The sequence below is a fragment of the Pseudoalteromonas sp. MB47 genome, assembly GCF_011319765.1.
Classification (GTDB): domain Bacteria; phylum Pseudomonadota; class Gammaproteobacteria; order Enterobacterales; family Alteromonadaceae; genus Pseudoalteromonas; species Pseudoalteromonas simplex.
In genome coordinates, this window is the sequence record NZ_VFBD01000026.1 from 72,147 (window position 1) to 95,113 (window position 22,967).

21 protein-coding genes are annotated in these 22,967 nt (G+C 39.8%); 16 read left to right on the top strand and 5 right to left on the bottom strand.

What is annotated here, in order from left to right:
- Window positions 1–40: 40 nt before the first annotated feature.
- The 7 genes from IMPJCBKJ_RS14235 (at window position 41) to IMPJCBKJ_RS14265 (ending at window position 8,859) form a co-directional block, all read left to right on the top strand.
- Window positions 41–988 (top strand): aminoglycoside phosphotransferase family protein, encoded by a 948-nt coding sequence (locus IMPJCBKJ_RS14235; RefSeq protein ID WP_166340765.1) that lies wholly within the window; start codon window positions 41–43, stop codon window positions 986–988.
- A gap of 2 nt (window positions 989–990) precedes the next feature.
- Window positions 991–1,962, top strand: coding sequence for a Gfo/Idh/MocA family oxidoreductase (locus tag IMPJCBKJ_RS14240; RefSeq protein WP_166340766.1), 972 nt, complete (start codon window positions 991–993; stop codon window positions 1,960–1,962).
- 143 nt (window positions 1,963–2,105) lie between these two features.
- A complete protein-coding gene (gene upp, locus IMPJCBKJ_RS14245) occupies window positions 2,106–2,735 on the top strand; it encodes a uracil phosphoribosyltransferase (protein WP_166340767.1) in 630 nt (209 codons plus the stop codon).
- A 9-nt stretch (window positions 2,736–2,744) separates the two neighbouring features.
- A complete protein-coding gene (locus tag IMPJCBKJ_RS14250; protein ID WP_166340768.1) occupies window positions 2,745–3,983 on the top strand; it encodes a uracil-xanthine permease family protein in 1,239 nt (412 codons plus the stop codon).
- Window positions 3,984–4,121: 138 nt separating this feature from the next.
- The gene (locus IMPJCBKJ_RS14255) at window positions 4,122–5,864 is read left to right on the top strand and encodes an HAD-IIB family hydrolase (protein WP_166340769.1); all 1,743 of its coding nucleotides are present in this window, start codon (window positions 4,122–4,124) and stop codon (window positions 5,862–5,864) included.
- Window positions 5,857–7,077, top strand: coding sequence for a glycosyl transferase (locus IMPJCBKJ_RS14260; RefSeq protein WP_166340770.1), 1,221 nt, complete (start codon window positions 5,857–5,859; stop codon window positions 7,075–7,077). Before IMPJCBKJ_RS14255 ends, IMPJCBKJ_RS14260 begins: the two co-directional genes overlap by 8 nt.
- A 12-nt stretch (window positions 7,078–7,089) precedes the next feature.
- Window positions 7,090–8,859 (top strand): alpha-amylase family glycosyl hydrolase, encoded by a 1,770-nt coding sequence (locus tag IMPJCBKJ_RS14265; protein WP_166340771.1) that lies wholly within the window; start codon window positions 7,090–7,092, stop codon window positions 8,857–8,859.
- Between the two features lie 12 nt (window positions 8,860–8,871).
- On the opposite strand, the gene IMPJCBKJ_RS14270 is transcribed toward IMPJCBKJ_RS14265, so the two are convergent.
- Both IMPJCBKJ_RS14270 and IMPJCBKJ_RS14275 read right to left on the bottom strand, forming a co-directional pair.
- Window positions 8,872–9,915 (bottom strand): ABC transporter substrate-binding protein, encoded by a 1,044-nt coding sequence (locus tag IMPJCBKJ_RS14270; RefSeq protein WP_166340772.1) that lies wholly within the window; start codon window positions 9,913–9,915, stop codon window positions 8,872–8,874.
- A 149-nt stretch (window positions 9,916–10,064) separates the two neighbouring features.
- Window positions 10,065–12,911, bottom strand: a complete 2,847-nt coding sequence (locus IMPJCBKJ_RS14275; RefSeq protein WP_166340773.1) for a TonB-dependent receptor — start codon at window positions 12,909–12,911, stop codon at window positions 10,065–10,067.
- A gap of 346 nt (window positions 12,912–13,257) precedes the next feature.
- Here IMPJCBKJ_RS14275 and IMPJCBKJ_RS14280 point away from each other — a divergent pair, with 346 nt between their 5' ends.
- A complete protein-coding gene (locus IMPJCBKJ_RS14280; RefSeq protein WP_138616481.1) occupies window positions 13,258–13,641 on the top strand; it encodes a cytochrome b562 in 384 nt (127 codons plus the stop codon).
- 51 nt (window positions 13,642–13,692) lie between these two features.
- Here IMPJCBKJ_RS14280 and ykgO read toward each other — a convergent pair whose 3' ends face one another.
- On the bottom strand, window positions 13,693–13,830 hold the full coding sequence (ykgO, locus tag IMPJCBKJ_RS14285; protein ID WP_054554561.1) for a type B 50S ribosomal protein L36: 138 nt from the start codon (window positions 13,828–13,830) through the stop codon (window positions 13,693–13,695).
- Window positions 13,831–13,848: 18 nt separating this feature from the next.
- Window positions 13,849–14,100, bottom strand: a complete 252-nt coding sequence (locus IMPJCBKJ_RS14290; protein ID WP_054554560.1) for a type B 50S ribosomal protein L31 — start codon at window positions 14,098–14,100, stop codon at window positions 13,849–13,851.
- Between the two features lie 207 nt (window positions 14,101–14,307).
- Between IMPJCBKJ_RS14290 and IMPJCBKJ_RS14295 the strand changes: the two genes are divergently transcribed.
- The 7 genes from IMPJCBKJ_RS14295 to IMPJCBKJ_RS14325 all read left to right on the top strand — a co-directional run bounded on the left by IMPJCBKJ_RS14295 (window position 14,308) and on the right by IMPJCBKJ_RS14325 (window position 21,136).
- Window positions 14,308–14,574 carry a hypothetical protein gene (locus IMPJCBKJ_RS14295; RefSeq protein ID WP_166340774.1) on the top strand — a complete coding sequence of 89 codons (267 nt, stop codon included), beginning with the start codon at window positions 14,308–14,310 and terminating at the stop codon, window positions 14,572–14,574.
- Between the two features lie 85 nt (window positions 14,575–14,659).
- Entirely contained in the window at window positions 14,660–15,346 is a 687-nt protein-coding gene (locus IMPJCBKJ_RS14300; RefSeq protein ID WP_166340775.1) for a response regulator transcription factor, read from the top strand.
- Between the two features lie 98 nt (window positions 15,347–15,444).
- Complete coding sequence (locus IMPJCBKJ_RS14305; RefSeq protein WP_235377273.1) at window positions 15,445–16,680, top strand: sensor histidine kinase; 1,236 nt, start codon at window positions 15,445–15,447, stop codon at window positions 16,678–16,680.
- Window positions 16,681–16,767: 87 nt separating this feature from the next.
- Window positions 16,768–18,912 (top strand): TonB-dependent receptor, encoded by a 2,145-nt coding sequence (locus IMPJCBKJ_RS14310; protein WP_166340777.1) that lies wholly within the window; start codon window positions 16,768–16,770, stop codon window positions 18,910–18,912.
- A 108-nt stretch (window positions 18,913–19,020) separates the two neighbouring features.
- Window positions 19,021–19,317, top strand: coding sequence for a hypothetical protein (locus tag IMPJCBKJ_RS14315; protein WP_166340778.1), 297 nt, complete (start codon window positions 19,021–19,023; stop codon window positions 19,315–19,317).
- Complete coding sequence (locus IMPJCBKJ_RS14320) at window positions 19,314–20,846, top strand: PepSY-associated TM helix domain-containing protein (RefSeq protein ID WP_240921036.1); 1,533 nt, start codon at window positions 19,314–19,316, stop codon at window positions 20,844–20,846. The genes IMPJCBKJ_RS14315 and IMPJCBKJ_RS14320 overlap by 4 nt, the downstream gene beginning before the upstream one ends.
- On the top strand, window positions 20,840–21,136 hold the full coding sequence (locus IMPJCBKJ_RS14325) for a DUF3325 domain-containing protein (RefSeq protein ID WP_166340779.1): 297 nt from the start codon (window positions 20,840–20,842) through the stop codon (window positions 21,134–21,136). Before IMPJCBKJ_RS14320 ends, IMPJCBKJ_RS14325 begins: the two co-directional genes overlap by 7 nt.
- A gap of 73 nt (window positions 21,137–21,209) precedes the next feature.
- Here IMPJCBKJ_RS14325 and IMPJCBKJ_RS14330 read toward each other — a convergent pair whose 3' ends face one another.
- Window positions 21,210–21,863, bottom strand: coding sequence for a DUF6058 family natural product biosynthesis protein (locus IMPJCBKJ_RS14330; protein ID WP_138616485.1), 654 nt, complete (start codon window positions 21,861–21,863; stop codon window positions 21,210–21,212).
- A gap of 160 nt (window positions 21,864–22,023) precedes the next feature.
- Here IMPJCBKJ_RS14330 and dapA point away from each other — a divergent pair, with 160 nt between their 5' ends.
- Entirely contained in the window at window positions 22,024–22,938 is a 915-nt protein-coding gene (gene dapA, locus IMPJCBKJ_RS14335; RefSeq protein WP_166340780.1) for a 4-hydroxy-tetrahydrodipicolinate synthase, read from the top strand.
- Window positions 22,939–22,967: the final 29 nt, after the last annotated feature.

Sequence of the window (22,967 nt, forward strand, 5' to 3'; positions counted from 1 at the left end):
ACCTACCATTGCCATCGGTTTATATAAATTACAGAGCGTTATGGATCTTAGGCAATTTGTTACTTCTCACTTTTCAAACATTACAGAGCTACAGCAAGCGGCATCAGTATGGAGCGGATGCGGTGAGATTATTCGTTGCCAAATGAATGGTGCTGCTAGGGTAATTAAAGCGATTGAAGTGCCTAGCCAAATTAGTCATAGTCGTATAAAACAAAGTGATTTTGCGCTTGCCAGAAAGCGGCAATCTTACTTAGTCGAATTTAATTGGTATCGGCATTACGCTAAGCAATTGCCCCATGAAGCTGCGGCTATTCATTGTATTGAGGCAATCCAAGAGGGCAGTAAGCAAGCGCTGTTATTTAGTGATTTCAGTGCAGTTGGCTACCAGCAAGCAAGTGCTACACACCGCGACATTGAAGCAATTATAAACTGGCTTGCACACTTTCATGCTTTTCATTTAGCAAGCTCTGCCGATGGCCTTTGGCCGCGAGGTAGTTATTGGCATTTAGCAACACGGCCCGATGAGCTAAAGCGTATGAGCGATTTAAGCTTAAAAGCGCAGGCACACGCTATTGATACTGCGTTGAATGAGTCACCTTACCAAACATTAATTCATGGTGATGCTAAGCTTGCCAATTTTGCTATTGCGCCACAAAACCAGCATGTTCTTGGCTATGATTTTCAATATGTAGGCAGGGGGGTTGGGGTGATTGATGTCATGTATTTTTTAGGCAGTTGCTTAAATGATACGGCATTAAAATCAGTTGCAGATGACTATTTAAATCGCTATTTTGACACCCTCACACAGGCACTAAAACGTTATCAACCAAATGTAAACCCAGCGCATGTTGTTAGCAGTTGGCGAGCGCTTTGGTGTTACGCATGGAGCGATTTTTATCGCTTTTTAGCAGGTTGGAGCCCTGCTCATGCAAAAATAAACGGCTACATGCAGCAGCAATTTGTAACGTACTTAAAAATAAAGGATTAGCAATGAATAAGCCAATGCGATTTGCCATTATCGGCTGTGGTGCTGTAACCGAAGTGAAAAGCGGCCCTGCTTATCAACACGCAGAAGGTATTGCGCTTATTGGGGTAACACGCCGCGACTTAGAAAAAGCCCATGATTATGCTAAACGCCACAATGTTGCAAAGGTGTTCGCATCGCCGAGCGAACTCATTAACGATAACAGTGTTGATGCCGTGTATATTGCCACGCCGCCAGATAGCCATAAAGCGTTTGCTCTTGAGGTTGCTGCGGCAGGTAAACCGTGTTGTATCGAAAAGCCACTGGCGCCAAGTTATCAAGATAGCCTTGACATTGTTACAGCATTTAAAGAGGCTAAACAGCCGCTATTTGTGGCTTATTATCGCCGTTCATTACCACGCTTTAATCACGTTAAGCAGTTACTTGAACAAGGTACCATTGGTAAACCCCGGCATGTTAGTTGGCATTTAAGTAAAGCTCCTAACGCTCTTGATTTGTCGGGTGAATACAACTGGCGTACAGATCAAAACGTGGCACGAGGAGGTTACTTTGACGATTTAGCCAGTCATGGTCTTGATTTACTTGCCTACCTTTTAGGTGATTTTAATAAGGTGCATGGTTTATGTGCTAATCAACAAGGCTTATATTCTGCGTTCGATGCTATTACCGCGCACTGGCAGCATCAATCTGGTGTTACCGGCACTGGGAGCTGGAACTTTGCTTCATCTAATCGTTTTGATGATGTGATGATTTTTGGCAGTGAAGGCGAGCTTAGCTTTAGTGTTTTTGACGAAAAACCGATTTTGCTTAACAACGCACAGGGCAAACAAGAGTTCGTAATTGATAACCCCGCGCATATTCAACAGTATCATGTTGAAAACATGTCGAACTATTTTCATGCTCAGCAACCACACCCATCAACTGGTGAAACCGCACTACATACAAGTTGGATTATGGAGAAAATACTATCGGGTTGAAGAAGTTATACAGGTATGTTTGCTTTTTATTGAATAAAATTAAGTCATTTAAAAGAATTAATGCAAATGTTGTGCATTTTTTGCAGTAGAGCTCATTAATTTACGCTAAAATAGGCGTAATTTATTTCATTTAGGTTCTACTTATGTCTATCCATGTAATTACTCATCCGTTAGTTCAACACAAACTTGGCCTTATGCGCGCAGAAGGTATTAGTACTAAAAGTTTCCGTGAGCTAGCGTCTGAAGTAGGTACCTTGCTTACTTACGAAGCAACAAAAAACCTACCATTAGAAAGCGTACAAATCACTGGATGGGATGGTTCAACATTAGATGTAGAGCATATCAAAGGTAAAAAAATTACTGTTGTGCCTATTCTTCGTGCCGGCCTTGGTATGATGGATGGTGTAATGCAGTTATTACCTGCGGCAAAAGTAAGTGTTGTTGGTCTTCAGCGTAACGAAGAAACACTTGAGCCAGTTCCTTACTTTGAAAAACTCGTGGGTAAAATTGATGAGCGCTTAAGCCTCGTTATTGACCCAATGCTGGCAACCGGTGGTTCAATGATCGCTACTATCGATATGCTTAAAAAAGCAGGCTGTAAAGATATTAAAGTGATTGTATTAGTAGCAGCGCCAGAAGGCGTAGAAAAAACCCTTGCAGTGCACCCTGATGTTGAAATTTTCACAGCATCATTAGATAGCCACTTAAACGAAAAAGGATACATCATTCCAGGCTTAGGAGATGCCGGTGACAAGATTTTTGGCACAGTGTAAGGCGCTCACGTGGAAAATCATCAAACATTTTCGTTAAAAACCATTCTAACGGGCGCGCAAATGCTGTTTGTTGCATTTGGCGCACTGGTACTTGTGCCGTTACTGACAGGCCTTGATCCTAATGTGGCTTTATTTACCGCAGGTTTAGGAACCTTGCTGTTTCATGTGGTTACTAAAGGCCAAGTTCCTATCTTTTTAGCATCGTCTTTTGCTTTCATTGCACCTATTATCGCCTCGGTACAAATGTGGGGCATTCCCGCAACTATGGGCGGTTTGATGGTGGCAGGCTTTTGTTATGTTGCGCTTAGCTTGATTGTAAAATTTAAAGGCGTGAATGCACTGCACAAGGTGTTACCGCCTGTAGTTGTTGGCCCTGTGATCATGGTGATTGGTTTAGCATTAGCCCCCGTCGCTGTGAATATGGCAATGGGTAAAACAGGGGATGGCAGTGCACAATTAGTTCCTTATGATCAAGCAATTTGGGTGTCTGGTTTATCATTACTGGTTACGCTGATTTTTGCGGTATGGGGCAAAGGTGTATTTAAACTTATTCCTATTCTTGCTGGTGTGGTAGCAGGTTACCTTGCTTCGTTATTTATAGGTATTGTTGAATTTAATGCGGTCACCGAAGCAAACTGGTTTGCGGTACCGGCATTTACTTACCCTGAGTTTAAGTGGCAAGCTATTTTGTTTATGGTGCCTGTAGCCATTGCGCCAGCAATTGAACATATTGGCGACATGATGGCTATTAGCCAAGTAACAGGTAAAGACTATTTAAAGAAACCGGGTTTACACCGCACTTTACTAGGTGATGGCTTAGCAACCTCTGCAGCATCGGTTTTTGGTGGTCCACCTAATACAACGTATTCTGAAGTAACGGGAGCGGTAATGCTTACACGTAACTTCAACCCTCGAGTGATGCTTTGGACCGCAATCATCGCTATTGTGCTGGCGTTTGTGGCAAAAATGGGCGCGGGTTTACAAACGATTCCGGTACCTGTGATGGGCGGCATCATGATTTTACTATTTGGCTCTATCGCCGTTGTTGGTTTAAATACCTTAGTAAAATCAGGTGAAGATCTTACCGCGCCTCGCAACTTGACTATCATCGCACTGATTTTAGTGTTTGGTATTGGTGGTATGCATATCGGTGGTGATGAGTTTAGTTTACAAGGTGTGAGCTTATGCGCAATTTTGGGGATTATCTTAAATGCTGTTCTCCCCAAAGCAGTGCAACAAGCTGATTAGAACTTAAAAACTGCTTTAATATTGCACCAAAAAAGCGCATTAAATATGCGCTTTTTTTGTAACTAACTAAAATTTAAGGAATTATAAAACTGGTCTACTAACTGCATTTATCTCTATGTCATACTGGTAGGAGCGATTATGCAAGAGGCAAATGTTGTGGATATTACCCCGTTTTTAGCGAAGCATCAGTTACCACTCAAGTATCAATACTTAAGTGAGCAGTTTTTTATACCCCTCGCGCACGATATCTTAAGCGCAAAAATGACCGGCCAACCTATGCTGGTGGCGATTAACGGCTGCCAAGGCTCAGGTAAAACGACCCTCGCTGACTTCTTAGTGACCTGGGTTAATAGCAATACCGAATTTAATAGCGTGTCATTATCAATCGATGACTTTTATTTAAGTCGTGATGCACGTAATGAGCTTGCTAAAGATGTTCATCCTTTGTTTGCGAGTCGTGGTGTACCGGGTACACATGATACGCAATTAATGGAACAAACCTTATCAGCTTTGTTGGCAGGTAAAGTGGATGTTCCATTACCTCAATTTGATAAACTAACTGATGATCCAGTGCCAAAAGAGCTGTGGCCTAGCAACCAAAAGCCGATTGATATCGTGTTTTTTGAAGGCTGGTGTGTAGCCAGTACTCCACAACAGCCTTATCAACTGCAAACTCCGGTAAATGAATTAGAGCAACTAGAAGATGCCGACGGCATTTGGCGTCGCTGCGTAAATAGTTGCTTAGCGAATGAATATCAACATGTATTCGCAATGGCCGATTACACCATTATGTTAAAAGCGCCTTCATTTGAAGATGTGTATGCGTGGCGCTTAGAGCAAGAGCATAAACTAATTGCCAAAAAAGGCCAGGGGCAGGGCACGTTTGACGAAGTGAGTTTAAAGCGTTTTATCTCTCATTTTGAACGTATTACGCGGGAAAACTTAGCCACTCTTGCGCACAGCGTTGATGCTTTACTATTGCTAGATACCGAGCGTGATATCACCAAGATGGAGCTACTCGCGGATCAAATTTCTCAACCACTTATTTTTACTGATTTAGACGGCACATTGCTCGATCACGACAGTTACGAATGTGAAGTGATCAAACCATTTTTGGCAAAGTTGAATGATACCGGTGTCAATGTGGTTTTTAATACCAGCAAAACCTTTGCTGAAGTTACTGATATTCAAAAAGGTTTGGATCATCACCAACCCTTTATTGTGGAAAATGGTGCGGCTGTTTATATCCCGAAAGACTATTTTAAAGTAAAGCCAATTGGCTGTGATGAATATAAAGGTTATTGGCGCTTTGCCATGACGCAAAGTACCGATAAATTGCATGACGACCTTAAACAATATGCCAGTCAATTTAGCCATTGTGTACGTTTGTTTAGCCAATTTAGTGCGCAAGAAATAGCCAAATTAACAGGACTCCCCGTCGATAAAAGTGAATTGGCTCTACAAAGACAGTACTCAGATCCGGTTTGTTTTTCGGGCAGTGATGAAGAAAAGCAAGGTTTTATAGATGCAATGAGCCAAGCAGGCTACGAGGTGCTTGTTGGCGGCCGTTTTATCCATTTAACCAAAGGTAACAATAAAGGACTTGCACAAAAGTGGCTGTTAAATCAGTTCAAAAAAGCCTATCGCAATCCATTTACTGTGATAGCGCTTGGCGACAGTCAAAACGATGTAGCCATGCTAAAAGCGGCCGACACCGCTATTTTAATCAATAACCCTGGCAGCCAAGTGCAATCACAAATATTACAAAAAGCATGGCAGCTCAGCGAAAAACCCGCCCCAGCAGGTTGGGTTCAAGAAGTTTCTGCGTTAACTATCATCAAAGCGCGTTTTGCAGCAAAACAGGAGCAATCTCATGGCTGATTTTTATCAAAATGGCATTATCACGACCTTACACAATATTGCTGACCGCCCAGTAGAAGAACTAGAAAAAGAGTTGTTGGGCTTTGCAAAACAACGCCCAATGGGCCTGATTTTGCCTTCGCTTTACAGTGAGTTAGAAGGACCCGCTCTGCAAAATATTATTGCTGAGCTGAAACATGTGCCTTATTTATCGCAAATTACCATTGGTCTAGATCGCGCTGATGAAAGCCAATATCGCCATGCACTGCAGTTTTTTGCGGAGCTTGATCAGCCTCATAAGGTACTTTGGAATGATGGCCCGCGTTTACAAGCTCTTGATAAAGAACTACAAAAATTGGGTGTTGCGCCACGAGAACTAGGTAAAGGTCGCAATGTTTGGTATTGCATGGGCTATAAGTTGGCAACCTCAAAAGTAGAGTCAATTGCACTGCATGACTGCGATATTTTGACTTACGACAGAGCGCTTTTAGCACGCTTAATTTACCCTGTTGCTCATCCTCGCTTTAACTATGAATTTTGTAAAGGGTTTTATCCGCGCACCGCTGAGGGCAAAATTAATGGTCGCGTGTCACGATTGCTGGTAACGCCGTTATTGCGTTCATTTAAAACCATTTTAGGCAGCAACGATTACTTAGAATATATGGATTCTTTTCGTTACCCGTTAGCGGGTGAGTTTTCATTCCGCCGTGATGTACTCAACGATATTCGTATTCCAAGTGACTGGGGCTTAGAAATTGGCGTGTTATCAGAGATGTATCGCAATTACTCGCATAACCGTTTATGTCAGGTCGATATTGCTGATAACTATGATCATAAACACCAAGATTTATCGCTAGAAAACCAAGCGGCGGGCTTGTCGAAAATGTCGATTGATATCACCAAAGCTTTATTCAGAAAGCTCGCTACCCAAGGCGTTACCTTTACGACAGAAACGATTCGTTCATTAAAGGCAACCTATTACCGAATTGCACTCGATTTTATTGAAACCTATCACAACGATGCGTTAATGAATGGCTTAACACTTGATATTCACCACGAAGAAAAAGCCGTTGAAATGTTTGCACAAAATATTATGAATGCGGGTCAGCACTTTTTAGAAAACCCAATGGAAGCACCCTTTGTGCCGAGTTGGAACCGAGTAGCTTCGGCAATGCCGGAGGTGTTTGCTCGTTTAGAAGAAGCCGTAGAGCTTGATAACAAAGAATATATTTAACGGGGAAGGCACGTGACTTTAGAGCTTTTGCAACAAAGGGTTATTCAGCATTTAACCTGCATCTACAGCGAGGTTGAACTATCAACAACGCTTGAACAACTCGCAGACAGACTAATTAGTACCATGTTAGGTGATGATCCTGTTCGAGACCCAACGCCGCATAAAAACCGTTGGGATGAGCAAGATATGATTTTAATCGCCTATGGTGATTCAATCATACGTCATGCTAATACTGATGAAGCCGTTGCTAAGCCTGAAGAGCCACCTTTGCATACCTTACATCGCTTTGTAAAAAACCAATGCTTACCTGAACTTAATGCACTGCACATCTTGCCGTTTTACCCATATAGCTCAGATGAAGGCTTCGCGGTAATGAATTATGTGCAAGTGAATGAAGCGTTAGGTAGTTGGCAACATATCCGTGATATTTCAGCGGATGTTAGGTTGATGGCAGATTTGGTGATCAACCATTGCTCTAGCCGCAGCGTTTGGTTTGAAAACTTTATTCAGGGCAAAGAGCCGGGAAAAGGGTATTTTAAAACGGCAAGCCAGAGTGATGACCTTGTGCAAGTTGTTCGCCCGAGAACATCGCCCCTTTTACAGGCGGTTGAAACTAAAGACGGTTTGCAACATGTGTGGTGTACCTTTAGTCATGACCAAGTCGACTTTGATTTTGCTAACCCAGATGTGCTTAATGAATTTGTCAGCATTATTCGTCATTATTTAGATAACGGTGTACGTATATTCCGCCTTGATGCGGTGGCTTTTTTATGGAAAAAACTCAATACCCGCTGCATTAACCTGCCTGAGACACACGAAGTGATCAGGCTGCTTCGCACCCTTATTGAGCATTTTGAGCCTAATGTGATTATTATCACAGAAACTAATATCCCGAACCGCGAAAACCTATCGTACTTTGGTAATGCCAACGAAGCGCATTGTATTTACAACTTTTCATTACCACCGCTGTTATTACATACCTTACTCAGTGGCGACAGTACCGCATTAAAACACTGGATAATGAGTATGCCACCTCCTCAAGAAGGGACGGCATACTTTAACTTTATAGCTTCACACGATGGTATTGGCCTGCGCCCCGTTGAAGGCTTGTTAGAGCAAAGTGAAATTGCCAAAATGGTCAATACGACTGCGAAATATGGCGGTAAAGTTTCATTACGTACCGCCCCAGATGGCACCAATACCCCTTATGAGTTAAACATTGCCTTATTTGATGCGTTGCAAGGTACCCATAAAGGCCCAGATAAATGGGGTGTTGCTCGCTTTTTATGTGCGCATGCCATTATGTTTGCGCTTGAAGGTATTCCAGGTTTGTATATTCATAGCTTACTCGGCACTACCAATGATTATGAACGCTTTGAAAACAGCCAACATAACCGAGCGATTAATCGTCACCGCTGGCAAGAGTCAGATTTACTGGCCAAGTTAAGTAACGAAAATGCCCATCATCGTACTGTGTTTAAAGCGATGAAAAACCTAATGGCTATTCGTAAGGCGCAAAGTGCATTTCACCCCAATGCGACGCAATATACGTTACATTTAAGCGAAGGGCTCTTTGGTTTTTGGCGACAAAGCATCAATCGTTCGCAAAGTATGTTTTGTGTTTATAACATTAGTGACGAGCCGCAAACGCTTACGCTTGCCGACTTAAATTTGATTGGTACCGAGCAATGGCGAGATTTAATTAGCGGTGAGCAAATTACCGAGCAGACAAAAACAATGTCGCTAATGCCATACCAAGCTGTATGGCTCAGCAATAAGTAATGTAAACGCCCTTTACAGTGCGCTTCTGGTTGCTTCTAACAGAAGTGATTCAACACTGAAGGGAAGGGGATTTTCATTTGATTTACTGAAAACGCGAAAGTTAATTGCTAAGTTATCACTGTGAATTTGTTCAACCAGCTTTAGCGTTTGTTTGTTATGTTGGCTGAAAATAGCCACCTTATGATGCATAGTTCTGGTTTCGTGTTTATTCAATAAATCATAAATATTTACCAAAGCAAACGCCCCCAACGTAACATGGCCGCCGATAGTGACGTCTATCTTCTCTGCTACGGCTCTGAGCGGCCAGTTTATTGCGCCAACTAATACATCTTTGCGTTTGTTTAACTCATCAAGCGCAGTAATTGCTCCTAATGCCATAGCATCGTTGGCAGCCCAGACAATATTCATGTTTGATTGATGGCTAAAGTAGCCAAGACTATGGCGATACGCTTGTGTTGCTGACCAGTTGGCAACCGTTTTTGCGGTGATATTAGCATTCTCATGCGTTTGAACACTTTGCTCTAAACCTTCTTCTCTATCAAGTGCTGCATGGGTGGTGTAATCGCCATTTATAGCGAGAAAATTGGCCGCGTACTGAGTTTTTTCAATCAGTTTATCTGCGAGTAATTGCCCTGCTTGTTTGTTGTCGGGTTCCACACTACCTGCGATTTTAATGCCATAATCAATCAAACGTTTTAGTTCTAATTCTGATGGGCGGTTAAGTAGAAAATAAATAGGTGTAGAGGTGCTATTTAAGCTTAAAAGTTGTTGGGTGAGCACGCTTTTTTCGTCAACTAAAATCAGCATATCAGGCTTTGCTTTAATCGCCTTAGCTACTAATGACTTCATTTCAATATGATTTCGATTGGCATAATGAATCGTTAAATCGAGATCAAAGTCTTTGGCAGCATCACGCATCAACTGAGACACTTCAAACCAAAATGGGCCTGTGACATTCGTATTTTCATAGCCAGGGTTTATAAAAATAATACTTTGTTTGGCAAAAACACTTGGTAAGTAAAATAGGCAAATAATGAAAAATACCGTTTTAAGCATAGTCTTATTGGGTTGAAAGGCTTATAGGTTAGAGTATAGCTCGAATTGGTAGGTTTTAAGTAAATGATTAGAATAGGATAGTTTTTAATAACTTATACGAAAAGGGCTGCACGAATGTACAGCCCCAAGAGAATCAAATCTATTAACGATTAGAAATCGTAAGATAGTCTTAAGTAGCCAAAACGACCGATGTTGTCGTAACTTGCACTACCAGAACCTGTACCTCTTGTACCGAATGGAAGCTCTCTGTTGAAGATGTTATCAACACCAACTTTAACACCAAAGCCGCTTTCGAAGTTGTAACCTACTGTCGCATCAGAAATAACATAGCTACCAAACTTCATTAAGCTATTTGGATTTGGGTTATCTTCTAGCTCTTGGTCTGTATAAAGGCTCACTTCATCTAGGTAACGTGTATCAAACGTTGCAAAGAAACCATCACGCTTGTAAGAGATAGTTAAGTTAGCTTGCCATTTTGCCTCACCTGTTGTACCAGCATATTCGATGTAATCTTCAGGTTGGTCTTGGAATGGGAAGTCTTTGCGTTCAATAAGGTATGTACCAATTAAACGTGTTGAGAAGTCGCCATCTAGCGCGTCAAAGTCATATCCTAGCTCAAAATCAACACCCGATGCTTCTTGACCAGAAACGTTTAATACAGAGTTTTGAATTAAGGTAATTTCACTTGATGTGCTATCACGTGTAATTAGATTACAGTATTGGTTATTGATACCGCCTTCAGCGTCAACACAACGATCAAGAATTTCTTGAGAAGCAATCGTCGAGATAGCATCTTCTAGTTCAATTTTCCAGTAGTCAATTGTAACAACTGAGTTTTCTAAAAATGACGGCTGATAAACCAAACCAATTGTTGTACTTGTTGACTCTTCACCCTTAACGTCTCGGTTACCACTAACTAAACCTTCAAGTGTTTGCGAATCGTAATCTGATTCAAAACCTACTGGAACACCTAATGCTGCACAGTTAGCACGGCGAACTTCTGAGTTTTGTAAATCATCTAGATTATCAGCTAAACAAGGGTCATCAACGTTATAGAATGTTTGGCTAGGTGCACCGAAGATTTCTCCAATGTTTGGAGCACGTAGTGCTTCAGATTGTGTTGCACGAACACGTAATTGATCGTTAACAGTCCAATCTAAACCTACCTTCCAGCTTGTTGCATCGCCGATTGTGCTGTAGTCAGCATAACGTACCGCTGTATCTAGTACTAGGTCTTGCACAAGAGGCAAGTCAGCTAATAGTGGGATTGATGCTTCAAAGTAAATCTCGTTTACATCAAAATCACCTTTATCTTCGCCAAGCGCGTTAAAGAAGGTACCTACTGCATTATCTGGCTCTTTAGTTTCACTTTCTTCTTTACGGTATTCAACACCGGCAGCAAAACCAATATAACCTGCTGGTAGTTCATAAATCGCTGAGTTTGCAAGTGATGCTGTGACTACTGTTTGAGTAATCTCAGAAGTACCTGTCGATACTGTGTTAATGTAATTAATTGCTTCTTGGCTTGGTGCGCCAAAGCCCATAATGTTTACCGGTACACAACCTTCAGCGCGTGCTTCTTCACTACGACAAACAACATTTCCTTCATCATCTTCAACAGCGTCAAGAGCATTGTAGTAGTTTGCCATGATCATGTTGGCGCCATTTATACGCTCTAATTCAGTTTGACCATGCACAATTGATGCATCTAATTCCCAGTCATTGAATACAGTGCCTCTTAAACCAGCAACAAAACGGGTTGTTTCACGCGTATTGTTTTCGATACGACGACCTAAATCTGTCATCATACGGTTAACCATGATTGAGCTAACACCTTCTTCTTCCATTACTGCTTTTACAGTTGGATCTAGGTAAGCGTTATCAATTTTGATGCTGTTATTAGGGTTAAAGAAGAAAAATGCCGGTTGACCAATACTTTCACCTTCGCTGTTAACATATTTTGCTTCGAAATACGCATTCATGTCTTCAGCAACATCATAGTTAACTTTAAAGTTTACGTTGTAACGCTCAAATTCTGGTTGAATTTCATTGAACTGTGCAAGGTTAAATGAGTCACAGTCAGCACATGCTAGGCCATCTACTCGGTCACCTATATAAATATCACGAAGGCTGCCATCAGGGTTGAATGAGTTAACATAGCCATTGCTTGTTGCAAAAACACCAGCGTTATTAATCGCATAATAGCCAGCATTTGGTGTGTAGATTTTATCAGGGAAGTTTGGATCGTCTTTGTTTTCTTCGTTTTGAGCTGGGTTACGCAAGCTAAAGAAAGAGCCATTAGTCCACGGGTGATCAAGCGCATTTAATGTATTTTGGCCTGAATACTCAACAGCAAAGGCAACATTACCACGGTCATTATCGAAGTTTGTACCATATGAAAACGTTGCTTTTTCATTTTTATAGTCACTTAGTTCCGAGGCTCCTTTGGTAACACTAACACTTAAGCCTTCGATATTCTTTTTAAGAATGAAGTTAACTACACCTGTTACAGCGTCGGCACCGTATACAGCTGAAGCACCACCTGTGATGATCTCAACACGCTCAACCCAAACACTTGGAATAGTATTGGTATCAACTGATTGAGAGCCTGCTGAGCTAGAAACATGGCGCTTACCATTAACTAGTACTAATGTACGATCAGTACCCATGTTACGTAAATCAAGAATGTTAAGACCGGCAGTACCGATAAAACGACCTGAGTTTGATAATGAGTAAGTATTACCAAGGGCCGGTAACTTATTTAGTGCCTCACCGATATTTACTGCGCCGGTGTTAACTAAGTCTTCACCACTGATAACAGTTACTGGAGCGGGGGCAATAGCACCTTCACGTAAAATACGTGAACCTGTTACCTCGATACGGTCGATAGATTTTGCGCCTTCTTCTTCAGCAGCTAAAGATTGGCTAGAAATGGCGAGGGCCGATGAGCATAGAGCAAGCTTAATGCTAGCACCTAAATAATTATTTTTTATCATTGTTTCACCTGTTACTTTATTGTTTTATCCCTGAATGGGTGTGTTAACGGTAGTTAATAAATGTTAACAGTGAAGACTTTATCATTGTTCCTGTTTTATGCAAATAAAAACTTCGTAGCATTTTGTAGTTTAAATAAACTTATTCATTACAATGACTTATAATATAGTGTGGTTTTTTGTTAATGTTGGTACTATTTATAGTTAGTTAATGATCAATGATAATTGTTATCAATTGATGCATTTTCTTTTATGGTAATATTGTAATTTAAATTGGTTTTGTTTTTGAATTATGCCAGTGGCATGTTTCGGTTTATAATGATCGCATGGTTTTTTGCATGAGTATTTTATGAGATTAATTCTTGTTATTTTTTTGTTTTTTTCGAGTGTGAGTGTAGCCTCTGATATTGATCTTGAGGCCAATATGAAAAATATGGGGCTTGCTTATAAAAACTCCGTACGGGCTACTGATTTAGCTACCTTTAATGCCGCTATTGATGAGTTTATTGTGTTGTTAGAGACAGCTAAAACAGCTGATTTTAAACAGCATAAAACAGCGTCTCTAGAAGGGCTTGATAAAGTCATAAATCAAGCAAAGCAAGCGAAGCAACTTGCAACGACTCGTGGCCTTGAAGCTGCAAAAGCGCCGCTTAAATCTATTGATGAGTTACGTAAAAAATACCATGAGCTACATGAGCCACCAGGCTTTTGGGAGTTGTTATTTGGCAACTAAGCTATTGAGTTAGATTTACTTTAATTAAAAAAAGGTGCCGAGGCACCTTTTTTAACGCTTTTTCTTTTTACCTTGAACTGCTTTAAAACGCGGGTTGTCTTTATTAATAACATAGACACGACCTTTACGTTTTACGATTTGGCAGCCCGGGCGGTTCTTAGCGCTTTTTAATGAACTTAATACTTTCATGTTCTTTCCTTAAAGCAACTATTTGCTCGCCAAGTTTTTGAAACGACGATTAAACGCTGCAACACGGCCATCGCTCGCAACGGCTTTTTGTTTACCGGTATAGAACGGGTGCGAATCGCTTGATACGTCAATTGGTACATAAGGATAAGTTTTGCCTTTAAGTTCGATCGTACGTGTAGTTTTGATTGTCGAACCAATAATAAAGTAGCTGTCTGCCGCTGTATCATGAAAAGCGACTTGCTGGTAATCAGGATGGATATTTGGCTTCATAATGCATCTATCTGTTATGTGATAATGTAGCGATTATAGGGTGGTTGATTATTTAGATCAAGATAAAAATGATTCTTATTTATATCGCGTTGTCTTAAATTTGTACAAGCTGAACAATCAATAAGCAGTTAGATTTAAAAAGCTGGATATTGTCGATAAGGCTGTTATAACTAGGAATGCGTGCTTATTTTTAAGAGGGATATGGAAGTGAATGATAAAACTAGCCGTGAAGAACTAGATCAAAATGTAATGAACACGCTTCGCGATAAAGACCATTCTGTTTTAGCTAATCATGTAGACACCTTGTCGTGTACTCACAACGATATTATTGAATTATTGGCCCAGTATTTAGCGTTAAGTGAACAAGATGATGATGAGCGTTTCGATACCTGGTTTGATAATCTAAGTAAAGATCAACACACTGTTGTGAAGACTTTTGAAGTGTATCGAGGTCAGTACGAGCATTTAGATTAATCGTAAGTAACGTTTCCTTTATTGCCTTTTATAGGGGCAGACTTTATCATTGTAAATACAATTAATTCTTATTTGTTTTTACCTTGTGGCTGAAATTAACGTTTTACTGATAGAAGATGACACTACACTGAGTAGTTATTTAAAAGATTTATTAACAAAATCAGGTTATTGTGTTGAACAATGTTTTGATGGTGAGGTTGGTTTACAACTTGCGTTAAAGCAGCAGCATCATTTGGTATTGTTAGATAAAATGCTACCAAAATTAGATGGTGTTAGCTTGCTTAAGTTGCTGAGAAAATCATCTCAAGTACCGGTAATCATGGTGTCAGCAAAAGGTGCAGAAGAAGAACGAATAGTCGGTTTAAGTCATGGTGCCGACGATTACGTGGCTAAACCTTTTAACACTAAAGAGTTATTATTGCGTATTGAAAGCCTGCTCAGGCGAAGTCAAAGTAATACGCAGATTACAAATCAGTTTGAAATTACAGTCGATGGCTTGTATTTAAATGCAGCAACGCAATCGATTCAAGTAAATTCACAATCTATTGAGTTTACACCCATTCAATTTAAGTTACTTTGGGAGCTTGTTGCTAACAAAAACAAAGTAATTTGCAAATCATCGTTATATGAATCAGTTTTGAATAAAAAGTACGGCGCTTATGATCGAAGCCTTGATATGCATCTAAGTCGTGTAAGAAGAAAGTTGACCCTTGCAAATTGGAATGGTGAACGTTTACAAACGGTTCATGGCAAAGGTTATTGTTTCAAATGAAAAGGCGTTTGTTATGGAAGCTATGCTTAATCTTAGCCACAGGACTAGTGTCTTTTTTTTATCTGATCCATATTTTCACCCTAAAAACTGAAGAGAGTATGAGTTTTATTGCCGAGCAAGATCGTGCTCAATTAAAAGCATGGGCGGCTAAAGCTGAGTCTTTCTATGATGCTGGAGAATTACAAGAATTAGAGTCCTGGCTTAAGAAACTTAAAGAGCAAGAGCATACTTATGTCGCAATCGCTGGATTTAAGGCTTTGCATATAGCGGGAGATGAAATAGATAAACATATAGTGGGGGCTTATCATTTTGGAAGAAGTATCGAATGGAAAATACATTTGTATTTTGCTGAAAACCCCGTTATGGAGCTTCCCTTTTCGAATGGGGAGATGAGTTTCTTAATAAAACTGCCTGAACGTATGCGTCCTGGGAGCCATTGGACAACAACAAAGTTTGCCTTACAAATTCTTGTACCTATGCTGGTTTTGGCTATTTTGTCATTCACAATTTATTTTCACATCATTACACCTTTACAAAAACTTAAAAGAGCTACAACTGAATTTAGTCGAGGAAATTTTTCAGTACGCGTCGCTGAACATTTAGGTCGTCGTAATGATGAGCTGGCTGATTTGGCTAAAACCTTTGATAAAATGGCTATCAGAATAGGTGAATTGATCAATGCTCAAAGACAGCTAATAGGTGATTTATCTCATGAGTTACGAACGCCGCTTACTCGGTTAGACATTACAGTTTCTAATTTTGAACTAGAGAATGCAGAGGTATATTTAAAGCGAATAAATCGAGAGTCAAAGCACATTCGTAAACTAGTTGAAGATAGCTTAACACTGGCTTGGCTTGATAATGAAAAGCCAATTCTTCAACAAGAAAGTGTGGATTTAGTTGATTTACTAGATGTACTTCTAGATGATGCCCGATATGAATTCCCAGAACATAATATTATTTTTACTTCTGAAGACAGTGCATTGGTTTACAACACCTGTCACAGAGCACTTGCTCCTGCGATAGAGAATATTATCCGCAATGCGTTACGTTACACACCAATTGGCAAAACGGTTAGTGTTACATTAATAAATGAAAGTAACTATTTTTTAATAAGTGTATGCGATCAAGGCCCAGGTATTCCATCACAGTATTTAGAAAAGGTATTTGAACCATTCTTTAGAGTTGACCAAGCGCGAATCGCTGAAGGTGATAGTTTTGGCTTAGGGCTTGCTTTAGCAAAACGTCATTTAGAGAGTGTCAGAGCATCTGTCAAATTACAGAACAATGCAAAGTTAGGTCTGACTGCAGTGATAATGATTCCTATTTACTAAATGTAACAATTGTAAAATTGCTACTTTTATCCTTTCTAAATAGTAATAATTCTAATTAACTTCTAATTGTTAACTAGAGAATCACTCATGCAAACCAAAATAAGTAACCAGCATCGATTTAAATTAAATACTTTAACCGCAATCATTTTGTCTACAGCTTCGACCTTTTACGCTAATGCAGAAGACTTAGAAAAAGTAGATGGCGAAAAGAAGATAGAAAAAATTACCGTAGTGGGTGCAACAACAAATTCTGCAATTACACCCGAAGAGCTTGAAAGTTATCAGGCAAATGATTTAGAAGATATTTTTCGACACACCCCTTCAGTTACCGTTGGTGGTTCATTAGGAATCGCGCAAAAAATATTTGTACGTGGCATTGAAGATTCAATGTTAAATGTCACTGTAGATGGTGCCCCGCAGACAAGTACATTATTTCACCATATAGGTCGTGTGGCTATTGAACCTGAATTGTTGCGTAGTGTTGAAGTACAAGCTGGGGCTGGTGAAGCAACTGCGGGAAGTGGTGCAGTTGGCGGTGCAATTCGTTTCAAAACAAAATCAGCAGATGATCTGCTTAGTGAAAGCGAGCAGTTCGGCGGTATACTTAAAGCTAGTTACTTCTCGAATGAAGGTCACAAAGAAAGCATCTCTTTATTTGGCCGCGTGACTGAGTCTGTCAATGTTCTGGCATCGTATGTAAATGTTAGTCGTGAAGATATGGAAGACGGTGATGGAGAAGAAATTCCTGGAACCGGGGCAGATCAAACTTTAGGATTTGTTAAGGTCAACGCTGAACTAACTGAAAACCAAACATTAACAGTTAGTTATGAGAGAAGAAAAGAAGAAGGTGAGTTTGGAAAACAAACTAACTGGGCACCTTTAGAGACAGATCCTTTGTTTGATTCTTGGGGCGAGCGTGAAACATTTGTTATCAATCATGCATGGTACCGTAGTGATTTAATTAATCTTGAGACCACGTTATATCAAACTGAATCATCATTTAAACGAGAACTTTACACATGGGATGCATCAATTAAAACGACAGGTTTTGATTTTCGCAACATCTCAGACTTAGGCTCACACTCAATAACTTATGGTATAGAGCAAAAGGTGGATGAAGTTGACTCTCAATCATATGAAGACTTTGGTGGGATTTTTGATGAAGAAGGCACTGTAACAGGACTTTATTTACAAGATCATTGGCAGCTCACAGATGCTTTATTACTCAGCCTAGGTGTACGCTATGATGCTTATGAACTTGACCACAAAGGTGAAGAGGCTAACTGGATTAAAGTTGATGGTGTTTGGGTCGTTGAAACTGACACAAATGGCAACCCTATTACCTCATCAAGTGAATACTCTACAGATAAGCAAGATGGTTTTAGTGGTAACCTAGGCTTCACCTATCAGTTTAATGAAAGCATTAAACTGACGGCGGGTTATGCGCAAGCACTCAGAGGTCGTCAAGTCGCAGATGCATTTACTGTGGGTGAATTAACTCCTAACCCAGCTCTGGAGCCGGAAGAGGTTGAAAATGCCGAGGTTGGTTTAGAATATAATGATGGAACTTGGTTATTTGAAGCGTCTGTATATCAAAGTACTATCAATGATGTGGTATTCGATAAATTTAAAGGTCGGGAAGGTGTTTTTTATGAAAACATTGGCGATCTTGAAACACAAGGTGTTGAGCTTGTAGCAGGTTATCAAGCGGATAACTTTGATATTATCATTAGTTTTAACCATAACGACGTTGAGCTTAATAATACTCAATTTGTATGGCCCGATACAAATACGGACTCAGGGTACAGTGTAGTTGAGTTGGATGGTATTGAACTTGCGGCGTATGAGTATGGCGGTTTAGGTAATGCGGTTGGTGACTCAATTAATGTTAACTTTAATTATCAAATTAGTGATGATTTAAAATTTGGCATTAACTATCAGAACGTTGCAAGCTTAAATAATATTGAAGTTTTTCATCGCTCGATGGAACTTGGTTGGGTTAGTGAGTTAGAAACGATCAATAAACCTGGCTATGATCTGGTTGATGCTTATGTGAGTTATGAGCCGTTTGAAAGTTTGCGATTAGATATATCTATTCAAAACTTATTCGATGAATCTTATCGTAGTCATGGTAGTGTCGCTGATTACGGCCACATCCCAGGATACGAAAGCGTGGTGGGCATAAAAGAACAAGGCCGCGATATACGTTTAAGTGCTTCATATCGTTTCTAAATTAATTTCTTGATATTTACATATTGAAGTTATTTAGTTCACATAGCTGCACTGTGTTTTTCTAGTACAGTGCAGTACCTCATTTCATTTATTTTTAAAATACCGTCAATGAAAAAAATATCTGATCACACACTTGCTATGCAGGTCATCTTTCGCGTGCTTCTATCGTTAGTTGGAGGCTACTACCTATCTTATTTATTTGCCGTGTTTGTTGCGGATGTTGTACTCGATGGTCGAGTGGATGATATTGCGGCAGGTATGATGCTGAGCTTTATCGTCTATACCATTGCTGTAATTGTTGTTTTTTCTGTAAAAACCTCATTAAAAGCAGCTCTTTTCATTATGCTGTCTTGTGGAACCTTTTTAAGCATAAACTTGTTTTTTCAAGGTGGAGGTAACACATGAAAGGACGATTTAGGCAATCAATGAATTGGTTGCACACTTGGGCAGGCTTCTCATTTGCGTGGTTACTTTATTTTATTTTCGTTACCGGAAGTTTGGGTTATTTTGAAAATGAAATAGATCGCTGGATGAAACCTGAACTTGCAATTACCAATCAAGATATCGCTGATGAAATTGTATTGAACATTGCTGAAAAAGAATTACATCAACATGCCAAAGAAGCATCACAATGGTACATCAGCTACCCAAGTTCACGCGATCCGTATATTGAAATTTCATGGTTACAACTGGCAGATCCTAACTTAAATATTCCAAGGCAATGGCACGAAAAGAATATTGATCCCCTAAATGGTGAAATACGAGAAGTACGAAATACAAGTGGAGGCGAAACATTATATCGCTTGCATTATAATTTGCATTACATGCCGTTAGTCGCAGGCTATATATTAACTAGTGTCGGTACTATGTTGATGTTAATAGCACTTGTTACGGGTGTAATTATTCATAAAAAAATATTTCTAGAGTTTTTCACTTTTAGAAGTAACAAAGGTTTACGTTCTTGGCTTGATATTCACAATGTTTTTAGCGTCTTACCTTTGCCTTTTCATTTGATGATAACTTACAGTGGCTTAGTTTTGTTAATGAGTGTATCTATGGCACCTGTTATTGAAAGTACCTTTGGTGAAGGAAGAGCAAAGCATCGAGAATTTTATGATTTAGCACAACTAGAATTAACTGATACTCAACGTATCGACTTTGCATCTCAATCTTTATCATTAAGCGCTGTTTTAGCGGACGCCAAAACACGTTTTGGAAATAAAAACATTAGCTATTTGGGAATAACAAATAGAGATACAGCGTCACCAACTTATGAAGTTTGGTTTGAAGCAGGCAAGGGGATCGAATATGCCTCACTAGTTACGTACAGTTTAAGTGAAAGGTATGTTGAAATGACCCTTCAGCAAGGAAAAGCAGGCGCTGCTGCAAAAGTATATGATATTCTTGAACATTTGCATGAAGGGTTATTTGCAGGGCCTTATTTACGCTGGTTGTATTTTATTTCCGGCTTATTTGGAGCTGGAATGGTCGCTTCAGGTGCCATTATTTGGTTAAAGAAAAAGCAATCTAAGGATACGGATACCATTCCTTTACTGTCGCGATTAAATGCAGGTTTTATAGTCGGGTTGCCAGTTGGTGTGGCATGCTATTTTATAAGCAACCGCTTACTCCCAGTGGGCTTTGTTGATCGTGCTGAATGGGAAATGCATAGCTTGTTTATCGCTTTAGCGAGCTGTTTATTATTCAGTCTGTTTTACAAAAGGGCGAGTTTATGGCCAAAACTTTTGTATGTCGCCGCATTCTCTTACATGCTTATTCCGCTAATAAATGCATTAACAACCGATCATAATCTTTTGGTTAGTTTCTTCAATCAAGATTGGCTGATGTTAGGGTTTGATATCTCAATGTTAGTTACAGCAGTATTACTTCTTATATCAGCTATTACTGTGGGTAGAAAGGAGCAGGTATGTTAATTTTGTTAGAGTTTATTTTGGTAACTTTAGGTATTGTTTATTTAAGCTTTACAATCACAAAAAACTATACTCTCGTTTTTTCTAAAAGGCGGCCAAATAAAATTACTCGTTATTTAGTGGCTGCATTTGGTGCGGGGTTTATGCTTGCTGCAATCATTTTTGCTTTATTTATTTGGGGAACCGCACTTGGGTTTGTGTATTGGTTTGCAACCATAACATTTAGCGCTAGCTTGTGTGTGTTAGCGCTAAGTTTTAAACCAAGAGTACTGCGACTTTTCTTATTAATTTAATGATCAATCTTAAATTATACCTAGAGCAGCTGGTCATTAGTTGCTCTATCAACAATCAGTAATTTAAAATTAACTATTTTACAGACAAGTCGTATTTTGCCACTACGTCATCAATATAACGATGGCGTAAGGTGTTTTTACCTTCGTTGCCCGTACCATGGCTTAACGCGCGATTTATTAGTTTTAGTGCCTTATGCAAGCTTTGACGTTCATCCATGTTTAAACCTGTTTTAGTGCGCATTTCAGTAATATCATCAATCAATAGCTTGGCCACATCTAGCTGAACGGCTTCTTCAACTAAGCCATTTTGTGTGAGCACACCGTATTTACTGCATAAAAACTGTTGCCAAACTTGCTGTAAGTGCTCGTCAATTTCACTGCCAAATAATTCTTCATTGATAGCAAAGCCTTGCTCGGCAAGCTTACTAAGTTGATTCGAATATTGCTGAGCAAAATAATTAAACGCTTGGCAGGATGAGGTTATGTCATGTTTGATAATTAATTGCCCCCAACTAGCGGCGCCACGAGGGTAATAGTCTTGATATTCTTCGCATTGATAAATGCCAGAATACGAACTGCATTCTAATTGACTCTGTAAACAGTAACTCGGTTTTGGAAATAAACTACTTTGTTGCCATGCCGATAGCGTTTCCTCATCAATTGAGAGGGTATGGCACAGCTCTTCGGTAGTATAAAAGTAGGTTGCCAAAAATTTAGAAAGTTGCATTATCAAATACTCAAAATAAATACTGTTAATTTATACAGTGTTTGATTTTGGCTTAACTTTGATTTTTTCTCAAGTATTTTTATTTATTGCAGCTCATTACTCGGAAAATGCCTGTGTTTATGATACAACTAGCGCAAATTTTCCAAACATTAAAAAAGTTATGCGCAACCTAGAAACAATTAAACAAGCAAGTTTGATCACCGCTATAAAAACACCGTATTTAACCAATGGTGACATTGATCTTGCATGTTATGACGACCTTGTTGAGCAGCAAATTGCAGCTGGTGTTGATGGCATCATCGTCGGTGGTACCACAGGTGAAGGCCAATTAATGAATTGGGAAGAACACTTAATGCTAATTGCACACAGTGTTTGCAAATTCTCTGATCGTTTATTAATTGTTGGTAATACAGGTAGCAACAACACGCGTGAAGCGATTAAAGCAACCCAGTATGGTTTTGCCACCGGTATGGATGCCGCGCTACAAATCAACCCTTATTACGGGCGCACGTCACTGGCGGGTGTGAAAGAGCACTTTAACCGTTTACTTGATATTGGTCCTGCGTTTATCTACAACGTAGCAGGGCGTACAGGCCAAGATTTAACACCAGATATCATTGAGCCACTCGCTAAGCACGAAAACTTTATCGGTGTAAAAGAGTGCGGTGGCAATGAGCGTATTGCTCATTATGAACAGCAAGGTATTGCTTGTTGGTCTGGTAATGACGATGAAGCACATGATGCACGGCACATTCATAATGCTCACGGTGTTATTTCGGTTACATCTAACATTATTCCGGGCTTGTTCCGTCAGTTAATGGATGAGCAAAATGATGCACTTAATGCAAAACTGCAGCCACTTATGGGCTGGCTATTCTGCGAACCTAACCCAATCGCTATTAATACGGCGCTGATGATGACAGGCGCCGTGAACCCTGTGTTCCGTCTTCCTTATGTGCCACTTACATGTGCGCAGCAAGAAATCGGTTTAGACTACATTAACGAACTTAATATTGCTGATATAGTAGGCGAAAAAGCTCAACTTTTAGACGAAAAAGACGTTATTTTACGATAAAGATGAATGGGTGCTTAATTTCACTACAA

What these genes read in the sequence shown, in the direction of transcription:
- IMPJCBKJ_RS14235 (WP_166340765.1), top strand. Translation starts at nt 41, where the DNA reads ATGGATCTTAGGCAATTTGTTACTTCTCACTTTTCAAACATTACAGAG.
- IMPJCBKJ_RS14240 (WP_166340766.1), top strand. Translation starts at nt 991, where the DNA reads ATGAATAAGCCAATGCGATTTGCCATTATCGGCTGTGGTGCTGTAACC.
- upp (WP_166340767.1), top strand. Translation starts at nt 2,106, where the DNA reads ATGTCTATCCATGTAATTACTCATCCGTTAGTTCAACACAAACTTGGC.
- IMPJCBKJ_RS14255 (WP_166340769.1), top strand. Translation starts at nt 4,122, where the DNA reads ATGCAAGAGGCAAATGTTGTGGATATTACCCCGTTTTTAGCGAAGCAT.
- IMPJCBKJ_RS14260 (WP_166340770.1), top strand. Translation starts at nt 5,857, where the DNA reads ATGGCTGATTTTTATCAAAATGGCATTATCACGACCTTACACAATATT.
- IMPJCBKJ_RS14270 (WP_166340772.1), bottom strand. Translation starts at nt 9,915, where the DNA reads ATGCTTAAAACGGTATTTTTCATTATTTGCCTATTTTACTTACCAAGT.
- IMPJCBKJ_RS14275 (WP_166340773.1), bottom strand. Translation starts at nt 12,911, where the DNA reads ATGATAAAAAATAATTATTTAGGTGCTAGCATTAAGCTTGCTCTATGC.
- IMPJCBKJ_RS14280 (WP_138616481.1), top strand. Translation starts at nt 13,258, where the DNA reads ATGAGATTAATTCTTGTTATTTTTTTGTTTTTTTCGAGTGTGAGTGTA.
- ykgO (WP_054554561.1), bottom strand. Translation starts at nt 13,830, where the DNA reads ATGAAAGTATTAAGTTCATTAAAAAGCGCTAAGAACCGCCCGGGCTGC.
- IMPJCBKJ_RS14290 (WP_054554560.1), bottom strand. Translation starts at nt 14,100, where the DNA reads ATGAAGCCAAATATCCATCCTGATTACCAGCAAGTCGCTTTTCATGAT.
- IMPJCBKJ_RS14305 (WP_235377273.1), top strand. Translation starts at nt 15,445, where the DNA reads ATGAGTTTTATTGCCGAGCAAGATCGTGCTCAATTAAAAGCATGGGCG.
- IMPJCBKJ_RS14310 (WP_166340777.1), top strand. Translation starts at nt 16,768, where the DNA reads ATGCAAACCAAAATAAGTAACCAGCATCGATTTAAATTAAATACTTTA.
- IMPJCBKJ_RS14315 (WP_166340778.1), top strand. Translation starts at nt 19,021, where the DNA reads ATGAAAAAAATATCTGATCACACACTTGCTATGCAGGTCATCTTTCGC.
- IMPJCBKJ_RS14320 (WP_240921036.1), top strand. Translation starts at nt 19,314, where the DNA reads ATGAAAGGACGATTTAGGCAATCAATGAATTGGTTGCACACTTGGGCA.
- IMPJCBKJ_RS14325 (WP_166340779.1), top strand. Translation starts at nt 20,840, where the DNA reads ATGTTAATTTTGTTAGAGTTTATTTTGGTAACTTTAGGTATTGTTTAT.
- IMPJCBKJ_RS14330 (WP_138616485.1), bottom strand. Translation starts at nt 21,863, where the DNA reads ATGCAACTTTCTAAATTTTTGGCAACCTACTTTTATACTACCGAAGAG.
- dapA (WP_166340780.1), top strand. Translation starts at nt 22,024, where the DNA reads ATGCGCAACCTAGAAACAATTAAACAAGCAAGTTTGATCACCGCTATA.